General features: G+C 73.3%; 21 protein-coding genes and 1 pseudogene. 8 read left to right on the forward strand and 14 right to left on the reverse strand.

Annotated features, from left to right (window positions below; translation table 11 throughout):
- Window positions 1-307 precede the first annotated feature (307 nt).
- Complete coding sequence (locus tag ACPT94_RS25370; RefSeq protein ID WP_425246893.1) at window positions 308-3,772, forward strand: DNA polymerase III subunit alpha; 3,465 nt, start codon at window positions 308-310, stop codon at window positions 3,770-3,772.
- Window positions 3,769-4,746 carry a DNA polymerase Y family protein gene (locus ACPT94_RS25375; protein WP_425246894.1) on the forward strand — a complete coding sequence of 326 codons (978 nt, stop codon included), beginning with the start codon at window positions 3,769-3,771 and terminating at the stop codon, window positions 4,744-4,746. Before ACPT94_RS25370 ends, ACPT94_RS25375 begins: the two co-directional genes overlap by 4 nt.
- Before the next feature lie 18 nt (window positions 4,747-4,764).
- Here ACPT94_RS25375 and ACPT94_RS25380 read toward each other — a convergent pair whose 3' ends face one another.
- The gene (locus ACPT94_RS25380; protein WP_360345378.1) at window positions 4,765-5,139 is read right to left on the reverse strand and encodes a cupin domain-containing protein; all 375 of its coding nucleotides are present in this window, start codon (window positions 5,137-5,139) and stop codon (window positions 4,765-4,767) included.
- Window positions 5,140-5,252: 113 nt separating this feature from the next.
- Between ACPT94_RS25380 and ACPT94_RS25385 the strand changes: the two genes are divergently transcribed.
- Window positions 5,253-5,696 (forward strand): MarR family winged helix-turn-helix transcriptional regulator, encoded by a 444-nt coding sequence (locus ACPT94_RS25385; protein ID WP_360345380.1) that lies wholly within the window; start codon window positions 5,253-5,255, stop codon window positions 5,694-5,696.
- Window positions 5,697-5,867: 171 nt separating this feature from the next.
- The gene (locus ACPT94_RS25390) at window positions 5,868-6,737 is read left to right on the forward strand and encodes an esterase/lipase family protein (RefSeq protein ID WP_360345382.1); all 870 of its coding nucleotides are present in this window, start codon (window positions 5,868-5,870) and stop codon (window positions 6,735-6,737) included.
- Between the two features lie 66 nt (window positions 6,738-6,803).
- On the opposite strand, the gene ACPT94_RS25395 is transcribed toward ACPT94_RS25390, so the two are convergent.
- On the reverse strand, window positions 6,804-7,802 hold the full coding sequence (locus ACPT94_RS25395; RefSeq protein ID WP_360345384.1) for a lytic polysaccharide monooxygenase auxiliary activity family 9 protein: 999 nt from the start codon (window positions 7,800-7,802) through the stop codon (window positions 6,804-6,806).
- A gap of 140 nt (window positions 7,803-7,942) precedes the next feature.
- Between ACPT94_RS25395 and ACPT94_RS25400 the strand changes: the two genes are divergently transcribed.
- The gene (locus ACPT94_RS25400; protein WP_425246895.1) at window positions 7,943-8,392 is read left to right on the forward strand and encodes a GNAT family N-acetyltransferase; all 450 of its coding nucleotides are present in this window, start codon (window positions 7,943-7,945) and stop codon (window positions 8,390-8,392) included.
- Between the two features lie 25 nt (window positions 8,393-8,417).
- On the opposite strand, the gene ACPT94_RS25405 is transcribed toward ACPT94_RS25400, so the two are convergent.
- A complete protein-coding gene (locus tag ACPT94_RS25405; protein WP_133913577.1) occupies window positions 8,418-8,552 on the reverse strand; it encodes a hypothetical protein in 135 nt (44 codons plus the stop codon).
- A gap of 140 nt (window positions 8,553-8,692) precedes the next feature.
- Between ACPT94_RS25405 and ACPT94_RS25410 the strand changes: the two genes are divergently transcribed.
- Complete coding sequence (locus ACPT94_RS25410) at window positions 8,693-9,316, forward strand: class I SAM-dependent methyltransferase (protein WP_425246896.1); 624 nt, start codon at window positions 8,693-8,695, stop codon at window positions 9,314-9,316.
- 1 nt (window position 9,317) lies between these two features.
- Here the strand turns inward: ACPT94_RS25410 and ACPT94_RS25415 are convergent, their stop codons facing one another.
- Both ACPT94_RS25415 and ACPT94_RS25420 read right to left on the reverse strand, forming a co-directional pair.
- On the reverse strand, window positions 9,318-9,827 hold the full coding sequence (locus tag ACPT94_RS25415; protein ID WP_360345391.1) for a ribonuclease FAU-1 family protein: 510 nt from the start codon (window positions 9,825-9,827) through the stop codon (window positions 9,318-9,320).
- On the reverse strand, window positions 9,808-10,737 hold the full coding sequence (locus ACPT94_RS25420) for a GNAT family N-acetyltransferase (RefSeq protein ID WP_425246897.1): 930 nt from the start codon (window positions 10,735-10,737) through the stop codon (window positions 9,808-9,810). Before ACPT94_RS25420 ends, ACPT94_RS25415 begins: the two co-directional genes overlap by 20 nt.
- A 71-nt stretch (window positions 10,738-10,808) precedes the next feature.
- On the opposite strand from ACPT94_RS25420, the gene ACPT94_RS25425 reads away from it, so the two are divergent.
- Window positions 10,809-11,174 (forward strand): GntR family transcriptional regulator, encoded by a 366-nt coding sequence (locus ACPT94_RS25425; RefSeq protein ID WP_360345395.1) that lies wholly within the window; start codon window positions 10,809-10,811, stop codon window positions 11,172-11,174.
- 26 nt (window positions 11,175-11,200) lie between these two features.
- Here the strand turns inward: ACPT94_RS25425 and ACPT94_RS25430 are convergent, their stop codons facing one another.
- The 6 genes and pseudogenes from ACPT94_RS25430 to ACPT94_RS25455 all read right to left on the reverse strand — a co-directional run bounded on the left by ACPT94_RS25430 (window position 11,201) and on the right by ACPT94_RS25455 (window position 18,294).
- Window positions 11,201-11,977, reverse strand: a complete 777-nt coding sequence (locus ACPT94_RS25430; RefSeq protein WP_425246898.1) for a DUF72 domain-containing protein — start codon at window positions 11,975-11,977, stop codon at window positions 11,201-11,203.
- A gap of 15 nt (window positions 11,978-11,992) precedes the next feature.
- Entirely contained in the window at window positions 11,993-13,087 is a 1,095-nt protein-coding gene (locus ACPT94_RS25435; protein WP_360345399.1) for a DUF5925 domain-containing protein, read from the reverse strand.
- A 148-nt stretch (window positions 13,088-13,235) separates the two neighbouring features.
- Window positions 13,236-14,036: a polysaccharide deacetylase family protein gene (locus ACPT94_RS25440; protein ID WP_425246899.1), complete on the reverse strand. Its 801-nt coding sequence runs from the start codon at window positions 14,034-14,036 to the stop codon at window positions 13,236-13,238.
- Window positions 14,037-14,680: 644 nt separating this feature from the next.
- A pseudogene (locus ACPT94_RS25445) lies at window positions 14,681-15,703 on the reverse strand (glycosyltransferase family 2 protein); the annotation flags it as partial.
- Window positions 15,700-16,530, reverse strand: coding sequence for a glycosyltransferase family 2 protein (locus ACPT94_RS25450; protein ID WP_360345403.1), 831 nt, complete (start codon window positions 16,528-16,530; stop codon window positions 15,700-15,702). The gene ACPT94_RS25450 and the pseudogene ACPT94_RS25445, both read right to left, overlap by 4 nt.
- Window positions 16,531-17,085: 555 nt before the next feature.
- On the reverse strand, window positions 17,086-18,294 hold the full coding sequence (locus ACPT94_RS25455) for a S8 family peptidase (RefSeq protein ID WP_360345405.1): 1,209 nt from the start codon (window positions 18,292-18,294) through the stop codon (window positions 17,086-17,088).
- A 305-nt stretch (window positions 18,295-18,599) separates the two neighbouring features.
- Between ACPT94_RS25455 and ACPT94_RS25460 the strand changes: the two genes are divergently transcribed.
- On the forward strand, window positions 18,600-19,406 hold the full coding sequence (locus ACPT94_RS25460) for an SGNH/GDSL hydrolase family protein (RefSeq protein WP_360345407.1): 807 nt from the start codon (window positions 18,600-18,602) through the stop codon (window positions 19,404-19,406).
- A 4-nt stretch (window positions 19,407-19,410) separates the two neighbouring features.
- Here ACPT94_RS25460 and ACPT94_RS25465 read toward each other — a convergent pair whose 3' ends face one another.
- The 3 genes from ACPT94_RS25465 to ACPT94_RS25475 are packed head-to-tail and all read right to left on the reverse strand — an operon-like array spanning window position 19,411 to window position 24,633.
- Window positions 19,411-21,042, reverse strand: a complete 1,632-nt coding sequence (locus ACPT94_RS25465) for a serine/threonine-protein kinase (protein WP_360345409.1) — start codon at window positions 21,040-21,042, stop codon at window positions 19,411-19,413.
- Between the two features lie 52 nt (window positions 21,043-21,094).
- Window positions 21,095-22,855 carry a nickel transporter gene (locus ACPT94_RS25470; protein ID WP_360345411.1) on the reverse strand — a complete coding sequence of 587 codons (1,761 nt, stop codon included), beginning with the start codon at window positions 22,853-22,855 and terminating at the stop codon, window positions 21,095-21,097.
- Window positions 22,852-24,633: a tetratricopeptide repeat protein gene (locus ACPT94_RS25475; protein WP_360345413.1), complete on the reverse strand. Its 1,782-nt coding sequence runs from the start codon at window positions 24,631-24,633 to the stop codon at window positions 22,852-22,854. The genes ACPT94_RS25470 and ACPT94_RS25475 overlap by 4 nt, the downstream gene beginning before the upstream one ends.
- Between the last annotated feature and the right edge of the window lie 146 nt (window positions 24,634-24,779).

The following is a 24,779-nucleotide window of genomic DNA, read 5'->3' on the forward strand; positions in this document are numbered from 1 at the left end:
TCGGTCTGCCGCACTGTGTCCTGGGGAGTGCTCGGCGTTCACGGCAGCCGCTGCGGGCGGACACCCCCCGACACGTCCCCTTCCCGCCGTGCGCGACTGCGGGTCCGTGCGCCCGCGGGTGGCCGCTGCGGTGCGTAGCTGTGGGCAGTCGTGCCGCTGGGGTTGTGGGTCCCTGTGCTCACGTCGGGTGTTTTTGCAGGTGGGATGCGGTCGGGAGGGTGTCGTACGTATGTTCGGGAATTGGTCTATGGTGGGGGTGGGAGAGTTGGGAACTGATGTTCGAGGATCGTGAGCGCGGGAGGTGCGTGTGCCAGGTTTCACGCATCTGCGCACCGTCTCCGGGTTCTCCCTGCGCTACGGCGCCTCGCACCCGGAGCGGCTGGCCGAGCGCGCCTCCGAACGCGGCATGGACGCCCTCGCCCTCACCGACCGCGACACCCTCGCCGGCGCCGTGCGCTTCGCCAAGGCCTGCGCCAGGGCGGGCGTGCGTCCGCTGTTCGGGGTCGACCTGGCCGTGGAGCCGCCCGAGCGGGTACGGGGTGGTGTGCGGCAGGGGAGGCGACGTACCCCTGTGCGGGGAGGCGCCTTCGTCGACGAGTCGACGCCTCGCGTCACCTTCCTGGCCCGCGACGGCGCTCGGGGCTGGGCCGACCTGTGCCGGATCGTCACGGCGGCGCACGCCGGCAAGGGTGGCGAGGGTCCACCCCTGCTGGCCTGGGCGGACAATCGGGGAGACGGGCTGATCGTCCTCCTCGGGCCAGACTCCGACGTCGGCCGCGCCCTCGCCGCGGGGCGTCCGGATCGCGCGGCGGGGCTTCTGGGGCCCTGGCGGGAGATCTACGGCGACGCTCTGCGTCTGGAGGCCGTCTGGCACGGGCGGAAAGGTACTGGTCCGGGGTCCCTGCGGCTGGCCGCCCGTACCGTCGGCTTCGCCGCCGAGCAGCGCGTCCGTCCGGTGCTCAGCAATGCCGTCCGGTACGCCGATCCCGGCCTGGGCCCGGTCGCCGACGTTCTGGACGCCGCCCGGCGCCTGGTGCCGATCGACCCGACCAAGGAGCTGGACTCGGGTGAGGCCTGGCTGAAGGACGCGGGCGCCATGCTGCGGGTCGCCGAGCGGATCGTGGAGGCCGCGGGCTTCCGGCGCGACACCGCCCACCGCCTGCTGGAGCAGACCCGGGCGACGGCCGCCGCGTGCCTGGTCGACCCCGAGGACGACCTCGGCATCGGCACCGTCCACTTCCCCGAGCCGCACCTCGTCGGCGCCGGCCGGCGCACCGCCCAGCGGACGCTGGCCTCACGGGCGGCGGCGGGGATGGTGCTGCGCGGCTACGCCGGGCGGAGGGAGTACTGGGAGCGGATGCACCGCGAGCTGGACATCATCGCCCACCACGGCTTCGCCTCCTACTTCCTGACGGTCGCTCAAGTCGTCGACGACGTGAGGGAGATGGGGATCCGGGTCGCCGCTCGGGGCTCCGGGGCGGGTTCCCTCGTCAACCACCTCCTCGGCATCGCCCACGCCGACCCCGTCGAGCACGGGCTGCTGATGGAGCGCTTCCTGTCGAAGGAGCGGGTCGTGCTGCCCGACATCGACATCGACGTGGAGTCCGCGCGCCGGCTGGAGGTCTACCGGGAGATCATCGGCCGCTTCGGCACCGAGCGGGTCGCGACGGTCGCGATGCCGGAGACGTACCGGGTGCGGCATGCGATCCGGGACGTGGGTGCGGCGCTGTCCATGGACCCGGCGGACATCGACCGCGTCGCCAAGTCCTTCCCGCACATCCGCGCCCGCGACGCCCGCGCGGCCCTGGACGAACTGCCCGAACTCAAGGAGCTCGCGCAGGAGCGGGAGAGATACGGAAAGCTGTGGGAGCTGGTCGAGGCCCTCGACGCCCTCCCGCGTGGGGTCGCCATGCATCCGTGTGGGGTGCTCCTGTCCGACGCCTCCCTCCTGGCCCGTACGCCGGTCATGCCGACCAGCGGCGAGGGGTTCCCCATGTCGCAGTTCGACAAGGACGACGTCGAGGACCTCGGGCTGCTCAAGCTCGACGTGCTCGGTGTGCGGATGCAGTCGGCGATGGCGCACGCGGTCGCGGAGGTGCAGCGGGCGACGGGGGAGCGGATCGACCTCGACGCTCTGGCGCCGGGTGACCCGGCGACGTACCGGCTCATCCGGTCGACGGAGACACTGGGCTGCTTCCAGATCGAGTCGCCCGGGCAGCGGGACCTGGTGGGGCGGCTTCAGCCGGCGACCTTCCACGACCTGGTCGTCGACATCTCGCTGTTCCGGCCCGGCCCGGTCGCCGCCGACATGGTGCGGCCCTTCATCGAGGCACGGCACGGGCGGGCGCCCGTCAGGTATCCGCACCCGGATCTGGAGGGGGCGCTGAAGGAGACGTACGGGGTTGTCGTCTTTCACGAGCAGGTCATCGACATCGTGGCCGTCATGACCGGCTGCGGGCGCGGCGAGGCGGACCGGGTGCGGCGCGGGCTGTCCGACCCGGAGTCGCAGGGGCGGATCAAGGTGTGGTTCGCACAGCACGCTGCGGCGAGAGGGTATGACGCGGAAACGATTCGGCGGACCTGGGAGATCGTCGAGGCCTTCGGGTCGTACGGCTTCTGCAAGGCGCACGCCGTCGCCTTCGCCGTGCCGACCTACCAGTCGGCATGGCTGAAGGCGCATCACCCGGCCGCCTTCTACGCCGGACTGCTCACGCACGATCCCGGGATGTACCCCAAGCGGCTGCTGCTGGCGGACGCGCGGCGACACGGGGTGCCGATCCTGCCGTTGGACGTGAACCGGTCGGGCGTCGCCCATCGGATCGAACTGGTGTCTGAATCCCCTGGTGTCGGCGGGAGATGGGGACTGCGCCTCGCCCTCTCCGATGTGCACGGCATCAGCGAGGCCGAGGCGAAGCGCATCGCGGACGGGCAGCCGTACGCCTCGCTGCTCGACTTCTGGGAGCGGGCACGGCCGAGCAGGCCGCTGGCCGGGCGGCTCGCGCAGGTGGGCGCCCTGGACGGCTTCGGCGCCAACCGGCGTGATCTGCAACTGCACCTGACCGAGCTGCACCGTGGCTCCCGCGGGGCGGGCGGTGGTCAACTCCCGCTGGCGGGTGGGCGGAGGACGGCTCCGGCCGGGCTGCCCGACCTCACCTCGGAGGAGCGGCTCAGCGCCGAGCTGGGTGTGCTGTCCATGGACGCCTCGCGCAACCTGATGGACGACCACCGGGAGTTCCTCGCCGAACTGGGCGTGGTGTCGGCGCGCCGGCTGCGTGAGACGCGGCACGGTGAGACGGTGCTGGTCGCGGGCGCCAAGGCGGCCACCCAGACCCCGCCGATCCGGTCCGGCAAGCGGGTCATCTTCACCACCCTGGACGACGGCACCGGCCTGGTCGACCTCGCCTTCTTCGACGACTCCCACGACGCCTGCGCCCACACCGTCTTCCACTCCTGGCTGCTGCTGGTGCGCGGGGTGGTGCAGCGGCGCGGCCCGCGCAGCCTCAGCGTGGTGGGCTCCGCCGCGTGGAACCTCGCGGAGCTCGTCGAACTGCGCGCCGAGGGCGGGCTGGACGAGGTGGCGGCGCGACTGGCGGAGCCGGTGCCGTCGCCGGACGGGGCGGACGGTGATCCGACCCACGGCCGGCGCATCCACCTGCCCACCGGATACGAACTGCACCCGTGGGCCGATCTGCGGCCGGCGGGCCAGGAGGCCTCACAAGGGCCCCCGACAGCACGGAAGTTGTGGCACCGGAGTCCGGGGAGTGCGGGATGACCATCCTCTGTGTACGTTTCCAGCTGCCGCCGGCGCACGAGGCGGCCCTGCCGGGGCTGCTCGGGTTGCTGGAGGAGTTCACGCCCGTCGTCGAGGCCCTGCCACCGGACGGGGCCCTGGCCGATCTGGGGGGCGCCGAACGGTACTTCGGGCGCAGCGCGGCCGAGCTGGCGTCCGTGATCCGGGTCCGGGCCCTCGCGCTGTACGGCGTCGACTGCGCGATCGGCGCCGGGCCGGGCCCGATGCTGGCCCGCATGGCGCTGCGGGACGCCCGGCCCGGGGTGACGTGTGCCGTGCCCGAGGACCCCGAGGACGCGGTACGGGAGTTCCTCGCCGAGAAGCCCGTCGTCACGCTGCCCGGCGTCGGCACCGCGACCGCCCGCACGCTCTGCGAGTACGGCCTCGACACCCTCGGCCGGGTCGCCGCCGCGCCCCTGTCCACGCTCCAGCGTCTGGTCGGCGCGAAGGCGGGCCGGGAACTGCACGAGAAGGCGAACGGCGTCGACCGGGGCCGGGTCGTCCCGAACGCCGTCTCTCGATCCCTCGCCACCGAACGCCCCTTCCCCCGCGACGAGCTGGACCCCGTCCGGCACCGCGGGGCGCTGCTGTCGGCCGCCGAGGAACTCGGCGCCCGGCTGCGCGCCGTGAAGAAGGTCTGCCGCACCCTGACCCTCACCGTCCGCTACGCCGACCGTTCCGCGACGACCCGCAGCCGCACCCTCAGGGAACCCACCGCGCACTCGGCCGACCTGACGAGGACGGCGTACGCCCTGTACGAGGCGCTCGGTCTCCAACGCGCCCGTGTCCGCGCCGTCGTCCTGCGCGTCGAGGGACTCACGCCCGCCGAACAGGCCTCCCACCAGCTCACCTTCGACCCCGTGGACGAGAAGGCCCGGCGTATCGAGGAGGTCGCCGACCGCGCGCGGGCGAAGTTCGGGCCGAGGGCGGTGATGCCCGGGGGATTGGCGGCGTGACCCCGCCCGACCCTGAGGTCAGTTGGCCCAGGGAGGAGTGATCCGCGTGCCGTCGGCCAGCTCCGCCTCCAGTCCGACGGACGTGGTGACCCAGGTGAGCGCGGTGTGACCGGTCGGGTTCTCGACGCTCAGGGTCGCGCCGGCGTTGACGACGAGCGTGTCACCCGCGCCGATCCGCTCGGTGCGGCCGTCGAGCGTGACGTCCAGTTCCCCGATGAGCACGTGCAGGATCTCCTCCCGGTTGACGGTGTGCGCGGGCGCCTTCGTCCCGGCGGGGATCTCGCCCCTCCAGGCGCACAGTTCTCTGCTGCCGGTGAGGGGAGTGGCGTACGAGACGAAGCGGGCGCCGTGGATCTCGTGGGTGACGGCGTCGGAGGCGCGGATGACGGGCACGGATGACTCCTGACTCGGGTGACTCGGACGGTTTGGTCAAGCTGCTTGACCAATCTCTCGAGGCTGAAGGTCAAGCAGCTTGACCAAACCGTCAAGGGTGTTTCAATGCAGGCGTGCAGAACTCCGAAGCCCTCGCCCTGACCGCCGTCCTGCTCGCCGCCGCCGGCGACCTCACGCGTCGCATCAACGACGGGGTGGGGGCCCGCGGATTCGAGGTGCGGCCCGCCCATGGCTTCGCCTTCACGCGGCTCGCCCCGGACGGCGCGACGGTCACCGAGCTGGCCGCCCATCTCGGGGTGACCAAGCAGGCGGCTAGCCAGCTCGTGGAGGAGCTCGTGCGCAAGGGGTACGTCGAGCGCCGGCCGCATCCCGAGGACGCGCGGGCCCGGCTGATCGTGCTCACCGAGCGCGGCTGGGAGTGCACCCGGGCCGCGGAGGAGGCCGCCGCCGACGCCGTGCGGGAGTGGGCGGCGGTGCTCGGGGAGGGTGAGGTGCGCGGGCTGTACGACCGGTTGGCGCGCATCGCCCCCTATGGCCCCCTCCGGCCCACCTGGTGACGGAACGTCAGGAAAAACGGCTGCCCCGCTGGTCACCGGAACTTTTTACTGACGCGTAACTTCACACCTCACCTACTCGCCCGTAACTTGGCGAGTGAACAGCATCCTCGTGATCCGGATCACAGGGCGTAAGGCCGCCGAACGTCCCTTGAGCCGCAAGGAGATCACGCGATGCTGCCCTGGAAACGCCTGCTCAGACCGCTGGCCGCGCTGCTGCTGGCCGCTTCGGTCACCACCCTCCCCGCCACCGCCGCCCACGCCTCCGACACCGTCGCCGCCCCGTCGAGCGGCTGGAACGACTACGACTGCAAACCCTCCGCCGCCCACCCCCGCCCCGTCGTCCTGGTCCACGGCACCCTCGCCAACTCCGTGGACAACTGGCTGGCCCTCGCGCCCTACCTGGAGGACCGCGGCTACTGCGTCTTCTCCCTCGACTACGGTCAACTCCCGGGCGTCCCCTTCTTCCACGCCCTCGGTCCCATCGACAAGTCGGCCGGGCAACTGTCCGCCTTCGTCGACAAGGTGCTCGCCGCGACCGGCGCCGCCGAGGCCGACCTCGTCGGACACTCGCAGGGCGGCATGATGCCCCGCTACTACCTCAAGTTCCTCGGCGGAGCGGCCAAGGTGAACGCCCTCGTCGGCGTCGCCCCCAACAACCACGGCACCACCCTCGCCGGGCTCACCCACCTGCTCCCGTTCTTCCCCGGCGCCGAGGAACTCCTCACCGCCGCAACCCCGGCCCTCGCCCAGCAGATCGCCGGCTCGGAGTTCATGACCGAGCTCAACGCGGGCGGCGACACCGTCCCCGGCGTCCGCTACACGGTCATCGCCACCAAGTACGACGAGGTCGTGACGCCGTACCGGTCGCAGTTCCTGAGCGGGGCGAACGTCGACAACGTCCTCATCCAGGACCTGTGCCCGCTCGACCTGTCCGAGCACGCGCTGCTCGGCCTGACCGACCGCATCGCCTTCCACGAGGTGGCCAACGCGCTCGATCCGGCGCACGCCACCCCGACCACCTGCGCGTCGGCCATCAGCTGACCGCCGTGGCGTGTCCGCCGGGGCCTGACCGGCCTGAGCCGCCGGTCAGGCCCCGGAGTCGTGGGGTCAGCGGCCCGACCGGCCGCCCACCGCGCGCCGGCGCACCGACGCGAACAGCAGCGCCGCGCCCAGCGCCAGCACGGCCGCGCCGCCGACGGCGAGGTACGGCGTGCCGCCGTCGCCACCGGTCTCCGCGAGGTCCTCGCCGACATCGGCCCCGGCCGCCTTCGGCTCGTTGGCCACCGGCGCCGCGGACGACGGGGCGGTGGCCGGTCGGGCGGCCGGTGCGGTGGCCGGGTCCGTGGTCGTGGCGGGATCGTCGTCGCCGTGACCGCCGTGCTCGATCGTCGACTTGTCGGCACCGTCCTCGATCTGCTCCTCGGAGGGAGCCGAGGCGGCCGGAGCGGCCGGGGCAGTCGGTGCGTCGGAGCCGCCGAACGTGACGTCCGAGCAGGAGTAGAACGCCTCCGGGCTGTCCGAGCGCTGCCACACCGCGTACAGCAGATGCCGGCCCGAACGCTCGGGCAGCGTGCCGGAGAACGTGGAGAACCCGCCTGCCGCGACCGGGTCGGTGGCCGTCGCCACGGGGTGCGCCAGATCCAGGTCGGACCAGGCCAGTGGCTGGGTGGGGTCGTAACCGGCCTTGGTGACGTACACCTTGAAGGTGCCCTTGTGCGGGGCCGTCACGCGGTACCTGAACGTGTACGAGCCGCCGCGCACGCTCGTCGCCGGCCAGTCGGCGCGGGCCAGGTCGAGGCCCTTGAACGCCTCGTTGTTCGCGCTGCACAGCCTGCCGTCCGGGATCAGCTCCTGGTGGCGGCCGCCCGCGTCACCGATGCGGACGCCGTTCCAGTCGTACAGCGCCTGCGTCCCGCCGGCCGCGACCGCCGCCGCGCACGCCTGCGACCTGGGACTCTCGGGTCCCTCCGCGTAGCACTGCGCCACCCGGCTGACCGGGTCGCCCATCGAACCGTGCGCGGCCGCGGGGGCGGCGGACAGCGCGGTCAGGGCCAGCGGGGCCAGGCCCAGGGCGGTGACGGCGACGGCCGTGCGGCGTGCGGGCATGCGGGTCTCCTAGGAACCGGTGCGTGCGGGGTGCCGGAACCAAGAAACCGCGGAATCGCCGGCCGTGGACCGTCGGAGACGATCTTTAGGGTCGCCTTAAGGAAGTGCTGAGACGGAGATCAGGTAGGTAGCGTGCGCGCATGACGAGCGAGGAGATCCGGCCCGCCACGGCGGCCGACGTGCCGGCCGTGCGAGCCGTGACCGACGCGGCGTACGAGCACTACGTCGAACGCATCGGGGTCGTGCCCCAGCCCATGGAGGCGGACCACGCGGCGAACGTGGCCGCGGGGAAGGTGTTCGTGACCGGCGACCCCGTCACCGGCCTCGTGGTGGTCGAGGAGTTCCCAGACCACCTGTTCCTCGACAGCGTCGCCGTCCACCCCGACGCGCGGGGCACCGGCGTGGGGCGGCGGCTGCTGCACTTCGTGGAGGCACACGCGCGTGCGCTCGGCCTGCCCGAGGTCAGGCTCTACACGAACGCGCTGATGTGGGAGAACCAGAAGATCTATCCGAAGTACGGGTACGAGATCGTGGCTCGCCGGGTCGACGGTCCGTACGACCGCGTCCACTACCGCAAACGGCTGGGCTGAAGAGGCCTGAGGGAACTCGGCACGGTCATCCGTCCGGCCACCAGGTGCGCGCGATGTCCTTGCGCACCTCGGGGCGTCCGGCGGGGCGTTCGTCGGCCTCCTCGCGAATCCTGCGGGAGTCCGTCTTCTTCAGGGGCTTCTGCACGGTCGTACGGCGCATCGCTGCCTCCTAGAGGGACTACCGGGTTCCGCGGTTTCACGGAGGCAGACCCTTTCGGGGAGAGTTCCTCATCGCCGCCCGGTCTGTCAGTGGCGGCTGTCACGATTCGATTGTCAGTGGCGGGTGTCACTCTTGGGCGTATGGCAAACCACAGTGACGGGACGACTTCGGCGAGTGTCGACTGGGACGCGGCGGCCGACGCCTTCGACGAGGAGCCCGACCACGGGCTACGAGACCCGCAGGTGCGCGCCGCCTGGGCTGCGCGGCTGCGCGGCTGGCTTCCGGAGCGGGCCTGTGACCTGCTCGACCTCGGCTGCGGCACCGGCAGTCTGTCGCTCCTCGCGGCCGAACAGGGCCACCGCGTCACGGGCGTCGACCTCTCCCCGGGCATGATCGGCCTGGCCCGCGCCAAACTCGCCGGGCGTGACGCGGTGTTCCTGCTCGGTGACGCGGCCGCGCCCCCGGTCGGGGAACAGCGCTTCGACACCGTCCTCGTACGGCACGTGTTGTGGACCCTGCCCGACCCCGCCCGCGTCCTGCGGCACTGGCGCGACCTGCTGCGTCCCGGAGGGCGGCTCGTGCTGGTCGAGGGCGTGTGGGGCACCGTCAGCCCCGTCGGCATACCCGCGGACCGGCTCACCGCCCTGCTCGCCCCGCTCACCGAGCACGCGCGCGTGGAGCGGCTGTCGGACGACGCGCGGCTGTGGGGGAGAGCCGTGGCGGACGAGCGGTACGCGGTGGTGGCGACCGTGGGCCCCCGGTGACTCAGGCCAGCAGCTCCTCGAAGCCGCCCCCGCGCGCCAGCGCTTCGAGCTCGTCGAGGGCGGCCACGGCGGCCATCGCGGCCCGCGGATCCGTCTCCCTCAGACCGCTCTCCTCGAACTCGTCCTCGTCCAGCCGCCGTACGTCCGTGCCGTCGGCGGAGCGCCACAGGTCGAGGTCGAGGTCCTCGACGACCAGCTCGGCGCCGGTGACCACGGCCGGGCGCGTGATGTCGCAGTACCAGCCCTTCACCGCGCCCGCCGCGTCTCGGACCTCCTTGACGGAGTACCAGCGGTCGCGCCAGTAGTACTCCGTGAAGACGTCACCCGTCTCGAAGCGTACGAAGCCGAAGTCGCGCACGGCGTCGCCGGCCCAGGGGGCGCGGACGGCGAGGCGGGTGCCGTCGTCGGACAGCAGCTCGGCCGGGTAGCGGATCTTCGTCCGGCCGCCCTTGACGAGGACGACGTCCACCCGGCCCGTCGGGCCGGGGGCGTCAGCCGAGTTCGCGGACATACCGCACCTCCGTCGCGCGGATCTCGTACCCGAACCACTTGTTGATGGTGAGCATCGGGCCGTTGTCCGTGTCGTTACCGGTCAGGGCCTGCGTGTACCCGGCGGCGCGGGCGCGGTGCAGGGAGTCGTTCTTGGCGAGCTTGGCCAGGCCCCGGCCGCGGAAGGCGCGGGCGGTGCCGGTCATACCCGAGCGGTAGCGGGTACGGCCGTCGGTGTGGGCCAGGGTGAAGGCGACCGGGCGGCCGTCCACCACGGCGACCGAGGTCAGCTCCGGGGCGAGCAGGGGGTGCCGCCAGGTCTCCTCGAGCCAGGCCTCGTAGTCCGTGAGTTCGGCCCCGAGGTCGCTCGGCTCGTCGGACACCGTCTCCGCGTCCAGCAGGAACAGCGGTCGGGGGTCGTCCGCGAAGTCGGCCGCGGTGCGCAGTTCGACGCCCGCCGGCGGGTCCTGGAGCGGCGGCAGGGTGGCGTTCACCAGGTCGAGGGTGAGGAAGTGCGCGGAGCGGCTCTGCCGGTAGCCGCGCTTCTCGGCGAAGGCGCGGTTGCCGGGCTCGTCCAGGACCCAGGACAGCACACGGGTCGCCCCGCGGGCCGCCAGGTGCTCCTCGGCGGTGCGGACCAGCAGCGCGCCGGCGCCACGACCGGTGCGGGCCGGGTCCACGTACACGTTGAGCATGCCCTGGCCGGGCTCCGGGCTGTCGTGCGCGAGGCCGACCTGGGCCGTGCCGACGATCTCGCCGTCCTTCTCGGCGACCAGCATGCGCGAGTGGGCGTCGGGATGAGCATGGGCCGCGTCGTAGGCCACCGACTCCGGAGTGAAGATCATGTAGGGCAGGGCGAGGTCCCGGACCCGGGCGAATCCCTCCAGGTCGGCCGGTACGTCGGGGCGCAGATCACGCACGATGACGGTCATGTGAGCGCACGCTACGGGGCAGCGGTGGGCGGACGCCTCCCATTTTCCGGCGCGTGGGGGACAATCGGGCCGTGACCTTGAAGATCCACATCGTTGAGGGTGCCGCGCCCTACGAGCAGGTGCGAGCGCAGATCGCCGAGCAGGCCCGGTCGGGCGAGCTGCCCGTCGGCTACCGGCTGCCGACCGTACGGGGCCTCGCCGAGGCGCTGGGGCTGGCGGCGAACACGGTCGCCAAGGCGTACCGGGCGCTGGAGACCGACGGGGTGATCGAGACCCGGGGCCGGCACGGCACGTACGTCGCCGCCGCCGGCTCGGAGGCACGCGAGCTGGCTGCTGCCGCGCAGGGCTACGCGGCGCGGGCGCGCCGGCTGGGGCTCACGGAGGAGGAGGCGCTGGCCGCCGTACGGGATGCCCTGCGGGCGGCCTACGAGCGGTGACCCTTCGCTGCCGTGGGGCGCGGGCGTCAGCGCCGGGCGAGTGAGGCGCGGCCGGGGACGCGGGTGGGATTCAGGCCCGCCCGCTCCGCCGTCCTCGCGAACATCACCGCGTTCCGGACCGCCGCGCCGCCCGGGTCGTTGTTGAAGTACGCGTAGACGTCGGCGTCGGCCGGCCAGGTCGTCGCGACGCGGTCGAGCCAGGTCTCCAGGGAGCGGCGGCCGTAGTGCGGCCAGGGGTGCGCGCGGCCCTGGTGGAAGCGGACATAGCCCCAGTCGGTGGTGCGCCACAGCGGGGTCACCGGGCGGGAGCGGGCGTCGGCCCAGCACAGGGCCGCGCCCCGGGCCTGGAGGACCTCGCGCACCGCCGGCGTCCACCAGGAGTCGTGGCGCGGTTCGACCGCCACGCGCGTGCCGGACGGGAAACGGGCCAGGCAGGTGTCCAGCAGGTCCGGGTCGGCGCGCAGGTTCGGCGGGAGCTGCAGGAGCACCGGGCCGAGGCGGGCGCCGAGGCCGGCCGCGTGGCTCATCAGACGGTGCACCGGCTCCTCGGGGTCCCTCAGCCGCTTGATGTGGGTCAGATAGCGGCTCGCCTTGACCGCGACCACGAAGTCCGGCGGGACGCGCTCGCCCCAGGACGTGAAGGTCTCCCGGGACGGCAGCCGGTAGAACGCGTTGTTGATCTCGACGGTGGCGAACTGCGCCGCGTACTCCTCCAGCCACCGCCGCACGGGGACGTCGGCCGGGTACAGGACGCCCTTCCAGTCCTTGTACTGCCACCCCGAGGTGCCGACGAACAGGGTCATAGACCCATCAAAGCACTACAGGTACAGCCCCGCGTCCGCCCCGCCCCGCGGCTCCGGCAGCGACGTCGGGGAGGTGCCCCGCCGCAGCGCGTACAGCTCCGCAAGGGTCGCGCCCTCACGGCCGACCCCCTCCTCGGTGCCGAGCCAGTCCACCGCCTCCCGGCGGGTCAGCGGACCGACCTCGATCCGGGCCAGGCAGCGGCCGGGGCGCACGACGGCCGGGTGGAGACGCTCCAGGTCCTCGTTGGTGGTGACGCCGACCAGGACGTTGCGGCCCTGGCCGAGCAGGCCGTCGGTGAGATTGAGCAGACGGGAGAGGGCCTGCCCGGCCGTGTGCTTCGCCTCGCCGCGGATCAGCTCGTCGCAGTCCTCCAGGAGCAGCAGCCGCCAGCGGCCCTTGCCGGTGCCGTCCTCCTCACCGATCGCGATGTCCATCAGATAGCCGACGTCACTGAAGAGCCTCTCGGGGTCCAGCACGCAGTCCACCTGGCACCAGTCCCGCCAGGAGCGGGCCAGTGTGCGCAGCGCCGAGGTCTTGCCGGTGCCGGGCGGACCGTGCAGGAGCAGCAGCCGGCCGGCGATGTCCTCGGGGGTCGTCCCCATCAGGCGGTCCATCGCCTCGGCCACCGGGGCCGTGTAGTTGGGGCGGACCTCGTCCCACGTACCCGCGGAGATCTGGCGGGTGGTGCGGTGCGGGCCCCGCCTCGGAGAGACGTACCAGAAGCCCATGGTCACGTTCTCCGGCTGGGGTTCGGGCTCGTCCGCCGCACCGTCCGTGGCCTCGTTGAGCACCTGCGCGGCCAGCTCGGCGCTGGTCGCGGTGACCGTGACGTCGGCGCCGCGGTTCCAGCGGGAGACCAGCAGCGTCCAGCCGTCGCCCTCGGCCAGCGTCGCGCTGCGGTCGTCGTCGCGGGCGACGCGCAGCACGCGCGCGCCCGGCGGGATCAGGTTCGCGCCGGAGCGCACGCGGTCGATGTTCGCCGCGTGCGAGTACGGCTGCTCGCCCGTCGCGAAGCGGCCGAGGAACAGCGCGTCGACGACGTCGGACGGGGAGTCGGAGTCGTCGACGGTGAGCCGGATCGGCAGAGCGTCGTGTGGGTGCGCGGACATGCACGCCATGATCCGGCACAGGGGGCCCGCGTGCACCCGGTTTCCGTGCTGCGCGCCGGTGTGTCGGATGTGTCCGGTAAGGGCCGAGAAGCTCCGGAGTATACGGAAGACCCCGGCGGACGCCTCCGCCGGGGCCGCCGCTCACCGCTCACACCAGGGCGCCGACCGCCCTGCGGTGGAGCTGCCGGGTCCTGCGGACCACCGCGTACCCCTTGGTGAGGGCGCGGTCGCGGGCGAAGGTCCGGGCGATGGCCCGGCCGTCGAGGAGCCGTTCGAACTCCTCGACGCCCGTGCTGCGCCGCACGGTCACCCGCCGCAGGGCGTACGGACCCTGCCCGCGGCGGGCGAGGGAGTTGCCGACGGCGAGCGCCTGGGCGAACCCGTTCTCGCGCACCGCCGTGCGCACCCGTCGGCTGGAGTAGCCGTACGGGTAGGCGAACGACACGGGCAGGGCGCCCAGTTCGTCGGCGACGATGTCCCGGCAGCGGGTCAGCTGGGCGCGCAGCGTGGTGTCGTCGATCTGGTCGAGCTGCGGGTGGGTGTGGCTGTGGCCGCCGATCTCCACGCCCGCGTCCGCCAGTTCGCGCACCTGCCGCCAGTCCAGCATGGTGTCCAGGCCGCCGCCGGTGTCGTACGCGCCCCGGATCCAGCCGGTGGACACGAACAGCGTGGCCGGGAAGCCGTGCTTGGCCAGGGCGGGGAGGGCGTGGCGGTGCACGCCCTCGTAGCCGTCGTCGAAGGTGATCAGGACGGGCCGGGTGGGCAGCGCCCGCCCGGCCCGCCAGCGGGCCGCCAGGTCGGCCGTGGTGAGCGGGGTCAGCCCCCGCTCGGCGACCAGCGCCATCTGCTCACCGAACGCCTCCGGCGTCACCGAAAGGGCCCGGGTGGCATCGTTCGGCTCCGCCGCGACCGCGTGGTACATCAGAATCGGAACCCGAGCCTCCGTCACGCGGCCCCCTCCACCGCAGGGGGCTTCGGCCCAGTCCCGACGGCACGGGCGGCGGCCTCGGGGCCTCCGATGTCCGGGACGGCCTCTGCCGGGGCTGTCCCGGCGCCCGCCGCCGAGCCGGCCTCCTCGGCCGCCCCGGCGGACACCGGCCGCACGTCCCCTCGGACCACCACGCCGCCCGTCACGGCAACGCCGCTGCGACCCACCCCCGCATCCGCCGGACCCCCGGCCGCACCCGGGTCCCCGGCCCTTGCCGGGCCTTCGGCTACACCCTGAGCTTCGGCCGTTCCCGGGCCTTCGGCCGTTCCGGGGCCTTCGGCCGTTCCGGGGCCTTCGGCCGTTCCGGGGCCTTCGGCCGTTCCCGGGCCTCCGGCCATCCCTTGGCCTCCGGCCACGTCCTGACCTTCGGTCGTTGCCAGGCCGTCGGCCATCACCGGGCCTTCGGCCGTCCCCGGGTCTCCGGCCGCACCCGGGCCTTCGGCCGTCCCCGGGTCTCCGGCCGCACCCGGGCCTTCGGCCGTCCCCGGGTCTCCGGCCGCACCCGGGCCTACGGCCATCCCTGGGCATTCGGCCATCCCCTGCCCCCCAGCCACACCCCGGCCCTCGCCGGTCCTCGGGCCCCCGCCCGAACCGGCCTCGGCGGTCCCGTCGGCCGTCTCGCTGATCTGGACCACCGAGAACGTCGTTCCGTTCCGCCGTGCTCGTACGCTGCCCACCACGTAGCCGCCGGCGGCGGTGAGGACGCCGGTGATGATCGCGGCTGCTCGGCGGGCTCCGCCGGAGCGGCCGAGGAGTTGGTCGCGCAGGCCGCGGGCGACACCGGCGGGGAGCACCCGGGTGGTGTAGCGGCGCTCGGACTCCAGGCCCTTGTCGGTGCCGACGCTGCGGGCCACCAGTGCCTTGGACAGGCCCTCGGCGTAGGTGCGGGTGCGGAAGTAGGCGAAGTGCTCGCGGGCCGCGGGCACCTTGTGGTGGATGACCGCGCGGTCGTCGACGAGCAGGATCGCGTCGGGTCTCGCACGGCTGAGCCGGATGCACAGCTCCGTCTCCTCACCCCCCAGCGGCCGCTTGTCGCCGTCGCGTCCGATGCCGGTGGCGAAGCCGCCCGCGATGTCGAAGGCCTCCCGCCGGAACGAGGCGTTCCCGCCGAGGATGTTGCGCACCCGGACCCGGCCGGGCGGCAGGCCCCGGTAGGAGCAGCCCACCACCCAGTCGAACTCCTCGGGGAACCAGTCGGGCCGCCGGCCGGAGGACCAGACGGGCACCGCCCGGCCGCCGACCGCCATCACCCGGGGATCGCTGTAGGGGTCGGCGAAGCGGCGCAGCCAGTCCCGTTCGGCGACGGCGTCGTCGTCGAGGAAGGCGATGATGTCGCCGCGCGAGGCGGCGACGCCGGTGTTGCGGCCGGCCGACAGGCCGCGCGGACCCGCGTTGGGCAGCACCCGGACCTCGTCGACCTCCTTGTACTCCTTGGTCAGCCGGTCCAGGAGCGCCGGGTTGTGGTCGACGACCAGCAGGGTCTCCAGCGCCGGCCGGGTCTGCGCCCGCACCGAGGCGACGGCCGCGAGGATGTCCTCCCAGCGGTCCTCGGTGTAGACGCAGATGACGACGGAGATGCCGCTCGCCTGACGGGCCGGGGCGCCGGCCGGGGTGCCGTTCGCGCTCAAGACACCTCTCCCCGGACCGTGTCGAGCGTCGGCGAGCGGTGGCCGCGGCGGCGCAGCGCCCGCCGGTTGGACCGCTCGTTGAGGATCACCCGCAGCACCCGCAGTCCGTCGCGCACGGCCCGCAGGTTGCTGACGCCGTGGATGCGCAGGTACTCGTGGCTCGGGATCTCCTGCACCTTCAGCCCGGCCTTGACGACCCGGATGTTCATCAGGGTCTCGACCTCGAAGCCGGTGCAGTCCAGCTCGATCTTGTCCAGGCAGTGCCGCCAGAACGCGTTGTAGCCGTAGCACAGGTCGGTGTACCGGGCGCCGAACTTGCGGTTGACGACGGCGCACAGCACCCGGTTTCCCAGCCGGCGGATGAAGGTCATGTCGTCGGTGCCGCCGCCGTTGGCGAAGCGGGAGCCCTTGGCGAAGTCCGCGCCGGAGACGAGGGCGGAGACGTACGACACGATCTCGTTGCCGTCGGCCGAGCCGTCCGCGTCGACCATCACGATGATGTCGCCGGTGCACGCCTCGAAGCCGGTGATCAGGGCGTCGCCCTTGCCCCGGCCCTGCTGCCCGACGACCTTGACGCCGGGCCACAGCTCACGCGCGACCTCGACGGTGTCGTCGGTGGAGTTGCCGTCGACCAGCACCACTTCGTGGATCCAGTCCGGCAGGGTCTTGAAGACGTACGGAAGGTTCTCGGCCTCGTTCATCGCGGGGATCACGACGCTCACCGGCGGTGTGATGGCCAGGTGAGAGGAGATGGGCCGGTACTTGCCGACGGTCGACGGAGCCTCGAAATCCTGGCCCGATGTCGCCGGCTGCAGAACGGAACTCATGAGTCTGGTCCCTCTCGTCCGGTGGACCGCCCGCCCCTGGGCGGCCCGGATCCACGTCCGGTTCGAAAGGGGGGTTGGTTGTCACCCACGGCCGCACGGCATGGCGGAAGACCTCTCCGCCGGCCCCGTGGCACGGCATGGCGGAGGGCTTCTCCGCGCACGCCGGGTGAGCTGGCAAAGCTGGTCGGCCCCCGGAAAAGCGGCAGCCGACTGCGCGGCACGGCTCGGTCACATGAGCGGTCACCGAGCACGGCACCCCCCTACCGCGCCCCGCTCCGGAACCGTCGCGGTCCTTGAGCCCTCCCCTAGAGCCGCTTGCTGACGGTCCGATGCGGGTGAGATGTCTGACGGTATTGACGATTACACCCGTATGGCAAGGCCTGGAAAGAGACATCACCTTTTTGTTCGTTTGACCGTTACACAACGGGTCGTCCGGTAGTCAACCCGGACAAGTGCGATCAGGGGCCTGACACAAGCGTTCCCCGGAGGCGACCGGGGGCCTCCGGGGAACAAGGTCAACTCACCGCCGCTTCAGCGGCGTTGGCTGGTGCGACCTCACGGGACGATCTTCAGCAGACGGTTCGGGGAGCCGGTGCCCGCGCTGGTCACCTTTCCGGTGGTCGAGCCGTTGACGAGCGCCGTGGCGACCTGGGCCGGGGTGGCCGAGGTGTGGCTCGCCAGGTAGACCGCGGCCGCGCCCGCGACGTGCGGGGTCGCCATCGACGTACCGGAGATGGTGTTGGTCGCGGTGTCGCTGGTGTACCAGCCGGCCGTGATGGAGGAGCCGGGGGCGAAGATGTCCAGGACCGAGCCGTAGTTGGAGTAGCTCGCCTTGGCGTCGGTGCTGGTGGTGGCGCCGACCGTGATGGCCTCGGTGACGCGGGCCGGGGAGGACGAGGAGGCGGTGGTGCTGCTGTTGCCCGCCGCGACGGCGTAGGTGACGCCGCTGGCTATGGAGTTGCGCACGGCGGTGTCCAGGGTGGTGGAGACGCCGCCGCCGAGGGACATGTTGGCGACCGAGGGGCCGGAGTGGTTCGCGGTGACCCAGTCGATGCCCGCGATCACGCCGGCCGTGGTGCCGGAGCCGGAGTTGTTCAGCACCCGGACCGCCACGATCTTCGCCTTCTTGGCGACGCCGTAGGTGGAGCCCGCGATGGTGGTGGCGACGTGGGTGCCGTGGCCGTTGCCGTCGGAGGCGGTGGTGTCGCCGTCGACGGCGTCGTAGCCGTAGGAGGCCCGGCCGCTGATCTGGGAGTGGGTGATGCGCACACCGGTGTCGATGACGTACGCCGTGACACCGCTGCCGGCGGAGTCGGGGTAGGTGTACGTGCCGGACAGCGGGAGCGAGGTCTGGTCGATGCGGTCCAGGCCCCACGGGGCGCTCGACTGCGTGGTGTCGGCCACGTGGACCGTCTGGTTCTGCTCGACGGCGGCGACCGCCGGGTCCGCGGCGAGTCTCTTCGCCTCGGTGGCGGAGAGGGTGGCGGTGTAGCCGTTCAGCGCGGCGCCGAACGTCTTGTCCACCGTGCCGCCGTACTCCTTGACGAGGTCCTTGCCGGACGCCGAGGACGCCTTGAAGCCCGCGTCCTTCTTCAGCGTGACGATGTAGCTGTCCTTGACGGCGGTGGGGGAGCCGGCTGCGAGCACCTTGCCCTCGGCCGGGGCGGCCTGGGCGGGGAGCGCGGTGAGGCCGCCGACGAGGGCGGTGGCCGCCACGGTGGCGGCGGCGGTGACGCGGACCTTGTTGCTGCGAAGTCGTGCCATGACGAGGGAGTCCTCCTCCAGGCGGCGCGCGCTGGATGGGCGCGCGTATGTGGGGGATGCGCGCGGTGTCGCGCACACGGCGTCGAGCGTCGCGGCGTACCGCTCTCGGCTGAGGCAAAGCTTCTGCCATCTACGGGCGTAGTGAAAGGGAGTTGAACTGTTGTCAACACACTTGACATGGGCACGTAACAAAGCGGGCGTGATCGACCGCCTTATGGCATGAAATGACTTGGCATGGACACTTCCCGTCAACACGCGTAGTTGCTACGACGGTTGTGGCAGAGATCCTGCTAAAGGGAGGTTCCATGAGACGTTCCCGAATTGCCGTATTCGTCAGCTCTCTCCTCCTCGCCGCCGGCGCCGCCCTCACCGGGGCCGCCTCGGCACAGAGCGCCCAACTCGCCGCGACCGGCGGCTACGTGGCGCTCGGCGACTCCTACTCCTCCGGCGTCGGCGCGGGCGGCTACCTCAGCTCCAGCGGCGACTGCAAGCGCAGCACCAAGGCCTACCCGTACCTGTGGAACGCCGCGCACGCCCCCTCGTCCTTCGCGTTCACCGCCTGCTCCGGCGCCCGAACGGGTGATGTTCTCACCGGTCAGCTCGGCCCGCTCAACTCCTCCACCGGCCTGGTCTCCCTCACCATCGGCGGCAACGACGCGGGCTTCGCCGACGTCATGACCACCTGCGTGACCGGCTCCGACAGCACCTGCGTCAACCGCATCAACACCGCCCGCGCGTACGTCGACTCGACACTCCCCGGCAGACTCGACAGCGTCTACTCGGCGATCCGCGGCAAGGCGCCGAACGCCCGTGTCGTCGTCATCGGCTACCCCCGCTTCTACCAGCTCGGCACGGCCTGCCTCGGCCTGTCCGGGACCAAACGCACCGCCATCAACAACGCCGCCGACCACCTCAACACCGCCATCGCCAAGCGCGCCGCGGCCCACGGCTTCGTCTTCGGTGACGTCCGCACCACCTTCACCGGCCACGAGATCTGCTCCGGCAGCTCCTGGCTGCACAGCGTCAACTGGCTCGACATCGGCGAGTCCTACCACCCGACCGCGTCCGGCCAGTCGGGTGGCTACCTGCGCGTGTTCAACGGCGTGGCCTGAGGCCTCACTCCGAGGGGGACACGGAGGGGGAGGCCTCGCCCGACGGGGCCTCCGTCTCGCACGTCACCGAGAACGGCACCGAGTTGGACGTCGTCCGCCGCGGCTCACGCACCTCGACGCCGATGGAATTGCGGTACGTCCCGCTCTGCGCGTACGTCGTCACGATCACCTTGTCCTGCTGCGACTTCCCGCCGCCCGCCGGGAAGTCGAGCGTCTTCCAGCCCGAGTCCGCGAGCTCGCCGTCCTTCGTCACCCACCGGTAGGACACCTGAGCGGGCAGCCGGCCCACCGTGATGGTCGCCGTGAAGGCGGGCGCCCCCTCGTTGGACGGCGGACAGGCTCCCGCGTAGTCCGTGTGCGCCCCGGTGACGGCGACCGCGACGGACTGCGGCGGAGCCTCACTCGTGGCGCTCTCGCTCGCACTCGGACTCGGCGAGGGCTCCTCACTGCTCTGCGTGGCGCTCGCCTCCGGCGACGCGGACGGACTCACCCCCTGCGACTGGCTGTTGGTGACGCCCTTGTCCGCGCCGTCGTTCCCGTCGCCCCGGTTCAGCAGCGCGTACGTCAGCCCGGCCACCGCCAGCGCGACCGCCACCACGCCGGCGATGAGCACACCGGCGGTACGCCGGTTGCCGTCCGGCCCGGTCCCGGTGGCCGTCTCGGGCCCGGTCCACGGAGGCGGCGGCGCCGGCGGCTGCCGCCGGGTGAACGGTTCCGTGCCCCCTGTCGCCGGCAGGCCCATGACCGTCGGCGTGTACGGCGTCGTCCGGACGGTGCCGGTGTGCGGGGCGCCTCCCCCGGAGGGGGTGCCCCCGGCGGCGACGACTCTCAGGTCCCGCTCGGCGAGATCGGCCGGCAGCCGCTCGGCCGGGTCCTTGCGCAGCAGGCCCTCGATCACGGGGGCGAGCGGACCCGCCCGGCGCGGCGGCGGCAGCTCCTCGTCGACGATGGCGCGCAGGGTGCTCAGCGGGGTGTTCTGACGGAACGGGGAGTTGCCCTCGACCGCCGCGTACAGCAGCACGCCCAGCGACCACAGGTCCGACTCGGGACCCGGTGTGCGCCCCAGCGCGCGCTCCGGCGCCAGGAACTCGGGGGAGCCGATGACCTCGCCGGTCATGGTCAGCGCGGAGGTGCCCTCGACGGTGGCGATACCGAAGTCGGTGAGCACGACCCGGCCGTCGTTCGACATCAGCACGTTGGCCGGCTTCACGTCCCGGTGCAGGACGCCCGCCTCGTGCGCCGCCCGCAGCGCGGCCAGCACCTCGGCGCCGATGTGCGCGGCCCGGGCCGGCTCCAGCGGCCCCTCGGTGTCGAGGAGGTCGGCCAGCGAGATGCCGCGGACGAGCTCCATCACGATCCACGGCCGCCCGTCCTGCGTGGCCACGTCGTACACCGTCACGACGTTGCGGTTCGCGACCCGGGCGGCGGCCCAGGCCTCGCGCTCCAGCCGGGCGTACAGCCGCTCGACGTCGCTCGCGGGCAGCCCGGCCGGGGCGCGCACCTCCTTGACGGCGACCTCGCGGTGCAGCACCTCGTCCCGGGCCCGCCACACCGTGCCCATGCCGCCCTCGCCGAGCGGGGACAGCAGGCGGTAGCGGCCCGCGATCAGACGTTCACTGCCCGGTTCTTCGGACACCGCGCACCCCATTCCCCGTTCGCATCCGGGTGAATACCTCCACAAACGTAGCTCAGGCGAGGACGGATGCGGCCCCCTTGAGCACCAGTCCGACCCCGAGGGCCACGACGACGAGCGCGGACCACAGGGGCATGTTCCGGCGGACCAGCGCCACGGTCGGGTGCGTGGTCCAGCGGGGGGCGCGGTCCAGGAGGCGGGCGGCGCCCGTACCCAGCCTGACCACGGCGAACCCGGCGGCGGTGAGGGTCAGCGCGAGCCCGACGCCGTACGCGACGACGAGCAGCAGTCCGAACCAGGCGTGCCCGAGAGCCGCCGCGCCGACGAGCACGACGACGGCGGAGGGACTGGGGACGAGCCCCCCGGCGAAGCCGAGGAGGATCGTGCCGCGCAGCGTGGGCGCGGTGGAGTGGGTGTGGGTGGAGCCGCCGTGGGTGTGGGTGGAGCCGCCGTGGGTGTGGGTGGAGCCGCCGTGGGTGTGGGTGTGGGTGTGACCGTGATGGTGGTGCCTGTGGTCGTGGTCGTGGTCGTGGCTGTGCGCGTGGTCGTGGTCGTGGGGGCGTGTGGGGGCCTTCACCGGCGCGGGGGCGTGCTGCGCGGCGTGCGCGCCGGCGAGGACGAGCCGGCGCTCGGGGGTGTCCGCGGGGTCGTGGTCGTGGCCGTGCGGGTGATCGTCGCCGGGGCCATGGGTGTGGCCGCCCGGGCCATGTGAAGGGACGTGACCGTCCGGGCCATGGGTGTGGGTGTGACCGCCATGGCTGTGGGTGTGCCCGTGCCCGTGTCCCCGGTTGTGCCAGGCCCGGCGGACCAGCGTCGCGCCCGCGAACAGGACCAGGGCGCCGCTGGCCAGACCCAGCCAGCCGATCACCGAGGGGGCCGCGGCCGAGCCGGCGGTGACCAGGAGCCCGAGGGCGACCACGCCCAGGGTGTGGGTGACCGTGACCGACGCCGCCAGGGGCAGGACGTCCTTCATACGGGCCTTGCCGCCCCGGGCGGCGGCGGTCGCGGCCATGATGGTCTTGCCGTGGCCTGGGGCGACCGCGTGCATCGCGCCCAGGCCGACCGCGATGACCAGCGCCAGCGCGGCGAAGCCGAGGGTGAGGTCCTGACGGGCGACCAGACTGTCGAGGGCCCGCGTCCAGCGGTCGGCCCCGCGGGGCAGGACGGACGCGGCGGGCGCGTCCCGATCCCCCTCGGCGAGGGCGGCGCCGCCGGGCCGCACCCGCAGCGACGCGGTCGCGGTGTCGGCGGGGGAGGAGAGCAACTCCTCGGGGTATTCGGTGAGTTCGTTCGACACGGACTCGGCCGGCACGTCGGAGTCGGTGAGCGTCATCCGGTCGCCGCGCGCGGTGATCTCCCGCCAGCCGGGCCCGGAGGAGGCGCCCGCGCCCCGGAAGCCGAGCGAGACCGTCTCGTCCTCGGGCAGCGCGGCCGTCAGCCGGCACTCCACCCGCAGGGTGTCGAGACCGGCCTGCCCGGGCCGCACGACCGCCTTCGCGGCGCCGGCCGTCAGGGCGACCGTGCGGCCGTCGACCGTCAGCCTGCTGTCCGCGGCGGCCGTGGCGCAGCGCTGCCGGGCCCACTCGGTCAGGCCGAGCCGTTCGACGTCGCGCTTCGCCTGGGTCGCCGGGATCTCGGCGAGGTCCTCGACGTGGTCGACGCTGACCCGGCCGGGGGCGACGACGAGACCGTCGTAGCGGTTGACGGTGAAGTTGCCGAGGGGGTGCGCGCTCGCGCTGGCGGAAGGGATCAGCGCGAGCGCGCAGCCGGCCGTCAGGACGGCCGCGCAGGAGGCGAACACACGACGGGCTTTCACTTGGCCGCCTCCAGCGTCTTCAGTGCGGTACGGGCCTCGCGGGCGCCCAGGGGCGAGAACCCGGGGTTCAGCTTCAGGGCCGCCGTGAGGTGGGTGCGGGCGTCCTTCGTGTGGCCCGTGGCGCGTTCGATCAGACCGCGGTGGTAGAGGAAGGTCGCGTTGCGGTAGCCGGTGGCCGTGGCCTGCCGGGCGTAGGGCAGGGCTTCCTCGTCCCTGCCGTTGACGTGCAGCGCCCAGGCGAGGGCGTCCGCGGTGTGCACGGTGTGGCGGCGGGCCCACTCGGCGCGGGCCGCGCGCAGCGCCGCCGCCTTGTCGCCGTGGTCGGCGGCGGCGAGCGCGGTGTCGAGGTCGGCGTTGACGCCGTTGGCGCGGGCGAGGGCGGTCCAGGCGTCGACGAGCGTGTACTGGTCCTCGGCCTTCGCCGCGTCGCCCTCGCCGCCCCGGACCTCGTACAGCTCGCCGAGTTCGACGAGCGGGCCGGGGAGCGGGAAGCGGGCGACGACGTTCTCCAGCCCCGCGATGGCCTCCGCCTGCCGGCCGCTCGCCGCCTCGGCGCGGGCGCGGCCCTCGAGCGCCGGGAGGTAGTTGTCGTCGGCGGCGAGGGCGCGGGCGTAGAAGGTGAGCGCGCCGGCGTCGTCGCCCTGGCTCCAGGCGAGCTGGCCGAGCTGGGTGGCGACGTAGGCGATGTCCCCGGGCGTGGTCGAGGCCGCGAGGGCCCGGTCCAGGACCCGGCGGGCGGTGGCGACGTCGCCGCGCAGCTCGTGGACGTACGCGTACCGCGTGAACACCGGTATGCCCGGCCGGCGTTCGTCGGCCGTCTCGGCCGCCCGCTCGGCGTCCTCGTACCGGCCGAGCTCGACGAGCGCGTCGATACGGGAGCACAGGGCGCGTTCGCTGTAGGGGTTCTGCTTCAGCGCCTGGTCGGCGTACTTCAGCGCGTCGGTGAAGTCGTGGCGGGCCGCGGCGAGGGCGGCGCGGCCGGACAGGGCCTGGTCGTTGCCGGGCCGCAGCTTCAGCGAGCGTTTCAGGGCCTGCTCGGCCTGCGGATAGCGGGACGGGTCGCCCTTGGTCCGGGCCTGCTCGACGTAGGCGAGCCCGAGGGTGGCCCAGCCACCGAAGTCCCTGGGCTGGGCGCGCAGATGGGCCTGCAGCGAGGTGATCCCGGTGTCGAGGTCGGCCCCCGCGAGCAGCCCCGGCGACACGGCAGCGGCCGCGGCGACGGGCGTCTCCCCGCCGTCCCGCACGGCCCCGAACGCGATCGCCCCGGCGGTGAGCCCGATGGCCAGCATGGCCGCACAGGCCCCGAGCTGGACGGACCGCCAGCGACGGCCGGCGGCCGCGACCCGACGGACGGCGTCGACCCGGAGGTCGCCGGCCTCTTCGGCACCGGGGGCGGTGTTCTTCGAGGCCGGGGCCGAGGCGTCGACCCGCGCGGCACCCTCGGTGTCCCGAGCGGCCGGGGCGCCCGCATCCGCTGCCTGGACGTCCTCGGCGGCTCCTGGAGCGGCCTGCGCGTCCTCGGTCCCGAGCGTCGCCACAGCGCTCTCGGTGCCGGCCGGGGCGTCCGTCCCGCCCCGCGCCTCGCCCGGCGCCTCGGCGTCGGCCACGGTGCGGGGTGCGATGGCCTGCGGGGTGGTGTCCGCCCTGTCGGACGCCTGCGACGACTCAGCGGCGGCCCCGCTCTCCGGCTCGCCGTCCTGGCGGGCGTGGTGCTCGGGGCCCGGCCCGTCGGCCGGGTGCTCGCGCTCCGGTTCGCCGTCGTTCGTACGCGGGGACATGCCCTCTCCTCGGTCGCCTGGGTGGATCGTCCTGCTGGTGCGGGGGTGGGGGGGGGGGCCGGGGGGGGGGGGGGGGCCCCCCCGCCCCCCCCCCCCGGGGGGGGGGGGGGGGGGGGGCCCGGGGGGGGGGGGCGGGCCCCGCCCCC

It is taken from the genome of Streptomyces aurantiaciflavus (genome assembly GCF_049808595.1).
In the GTDB taxonomy this organism is placed as follows: domain Bacteria; phylum Actinomycetota; class Actinomycetes; order Streptomycetales; family Streptomycetaceae; genus Streptomyces.

What these genes read in the sequence shown, in the direction of transcription:
- ACPT94_RS25420 (WP_425246897.1), bottom strand. Translation starts at nt 10,737, where the DNA reads ATGACCGTCATCGTGCGTGATCTGCGCCCCGACGTACCGGCCGACCTG.
- ACPT94_RS25460 (WP_360345407.1), top strand. Translation starts at nt 18,600, where the DNA reads ATGAGACGTTCCCGAATTGCCGTATTCGTCAGCTCTCTCCTCCTCGCC.
- ACPT94_RS25475 (WP_360345413.1), bottom strand. Translation starts at nt 24,633, where the DNA reads ATGTCCCCGCGTACGAACGACGGCGAACCGGAGCGCGAGCACCCGGCC.
- ACPT94_RS25455 (WP_360345405.1), bottom strand. Translation starts at nt 18,294, where the DNA reads ATGGCACGACTTCGCAGCAACAAGGTCCGCGTCACCGCCGCCGCCACC.
- ACPT94_RS25375 (WP_425246894.1), top strand. Translation starts at nt 3,769, where the DNA reads ATGACCATCCTCTGTGTACGTTTCCAGCTGCCGCCGGCGCACGAGGCG.
- ACPT94_RS25430 (WP_425246898.1), bottom strand. Translation starts at nt 11,977, where the DNA reads ATGACCCTGTTCGTCGGCACCTCGGGGTGGCAGTACAAGGACTGGAAG.
- ACPT94_RS25435 (WP_360345399.1), bottom strand. Translation starts at nt 13,087, where the DNA reads ATGTCCGCGCACCCACACGACGCTCTGCCGATCCGGCTCACCGTCGAC.
- ACPT94_RS25405 (WP_133913577.1), bottom strand. Translation starts at nt 8,552, where the DNA reads ATGCGCCGTACGACCGTGCAGAAGCCCCTGAAGAAGACGGACTCCCGC.
- ACPT94_RS25390 (WP_360345382.1), top strand. Translation starts at nt 5,868, where the DNA reads ATGCTGCCCTGGAAACGCCTGCTCAGACCGCTGGCCGCGCTGCTGCTG.
- ACPT94_RS25450 (WP_360345403.1), bottom strand. Translation starts at nt 16,530, where the DNA reads ATGAGTTCCGTTCTGCAGCCGGCGACATCGGGCCAGGATTTCGAGGCT.
- ACPT94_RS25400 (WP_425246895.1), top strand. Translation starts at nt 7,943, where the DNA reads ATGACGAGCGAGGAGATCCGGCCCGCCACGGCGGCCGACGTGCCGGCC.
- ACPT94_RS25395 (WP_360345384.1), bottom strand. Translation starts at nt 7,802, where the DNA reads ATGCCCGCACGCCGCACGGCCGTCGCCGTCACCGCCCTGGGCCTGGCC.
- ACPT94_RS25415 (WP_360345391.1), bottom strand. Translation starts at nt 9,827, where the DNA reads ATGTCCGCGAACTCGGCTGACGCCCCCGGCCCGACGGGCCGGGTGGAC.
- ACPT94_RS25410 (WP_425246896.1), top strand. Translation starts at nt 8,693, where the DNA reads ATGGCAAACCACAGTGACGGGACGACTTCGGCGAGTGTCGACTGGGAC.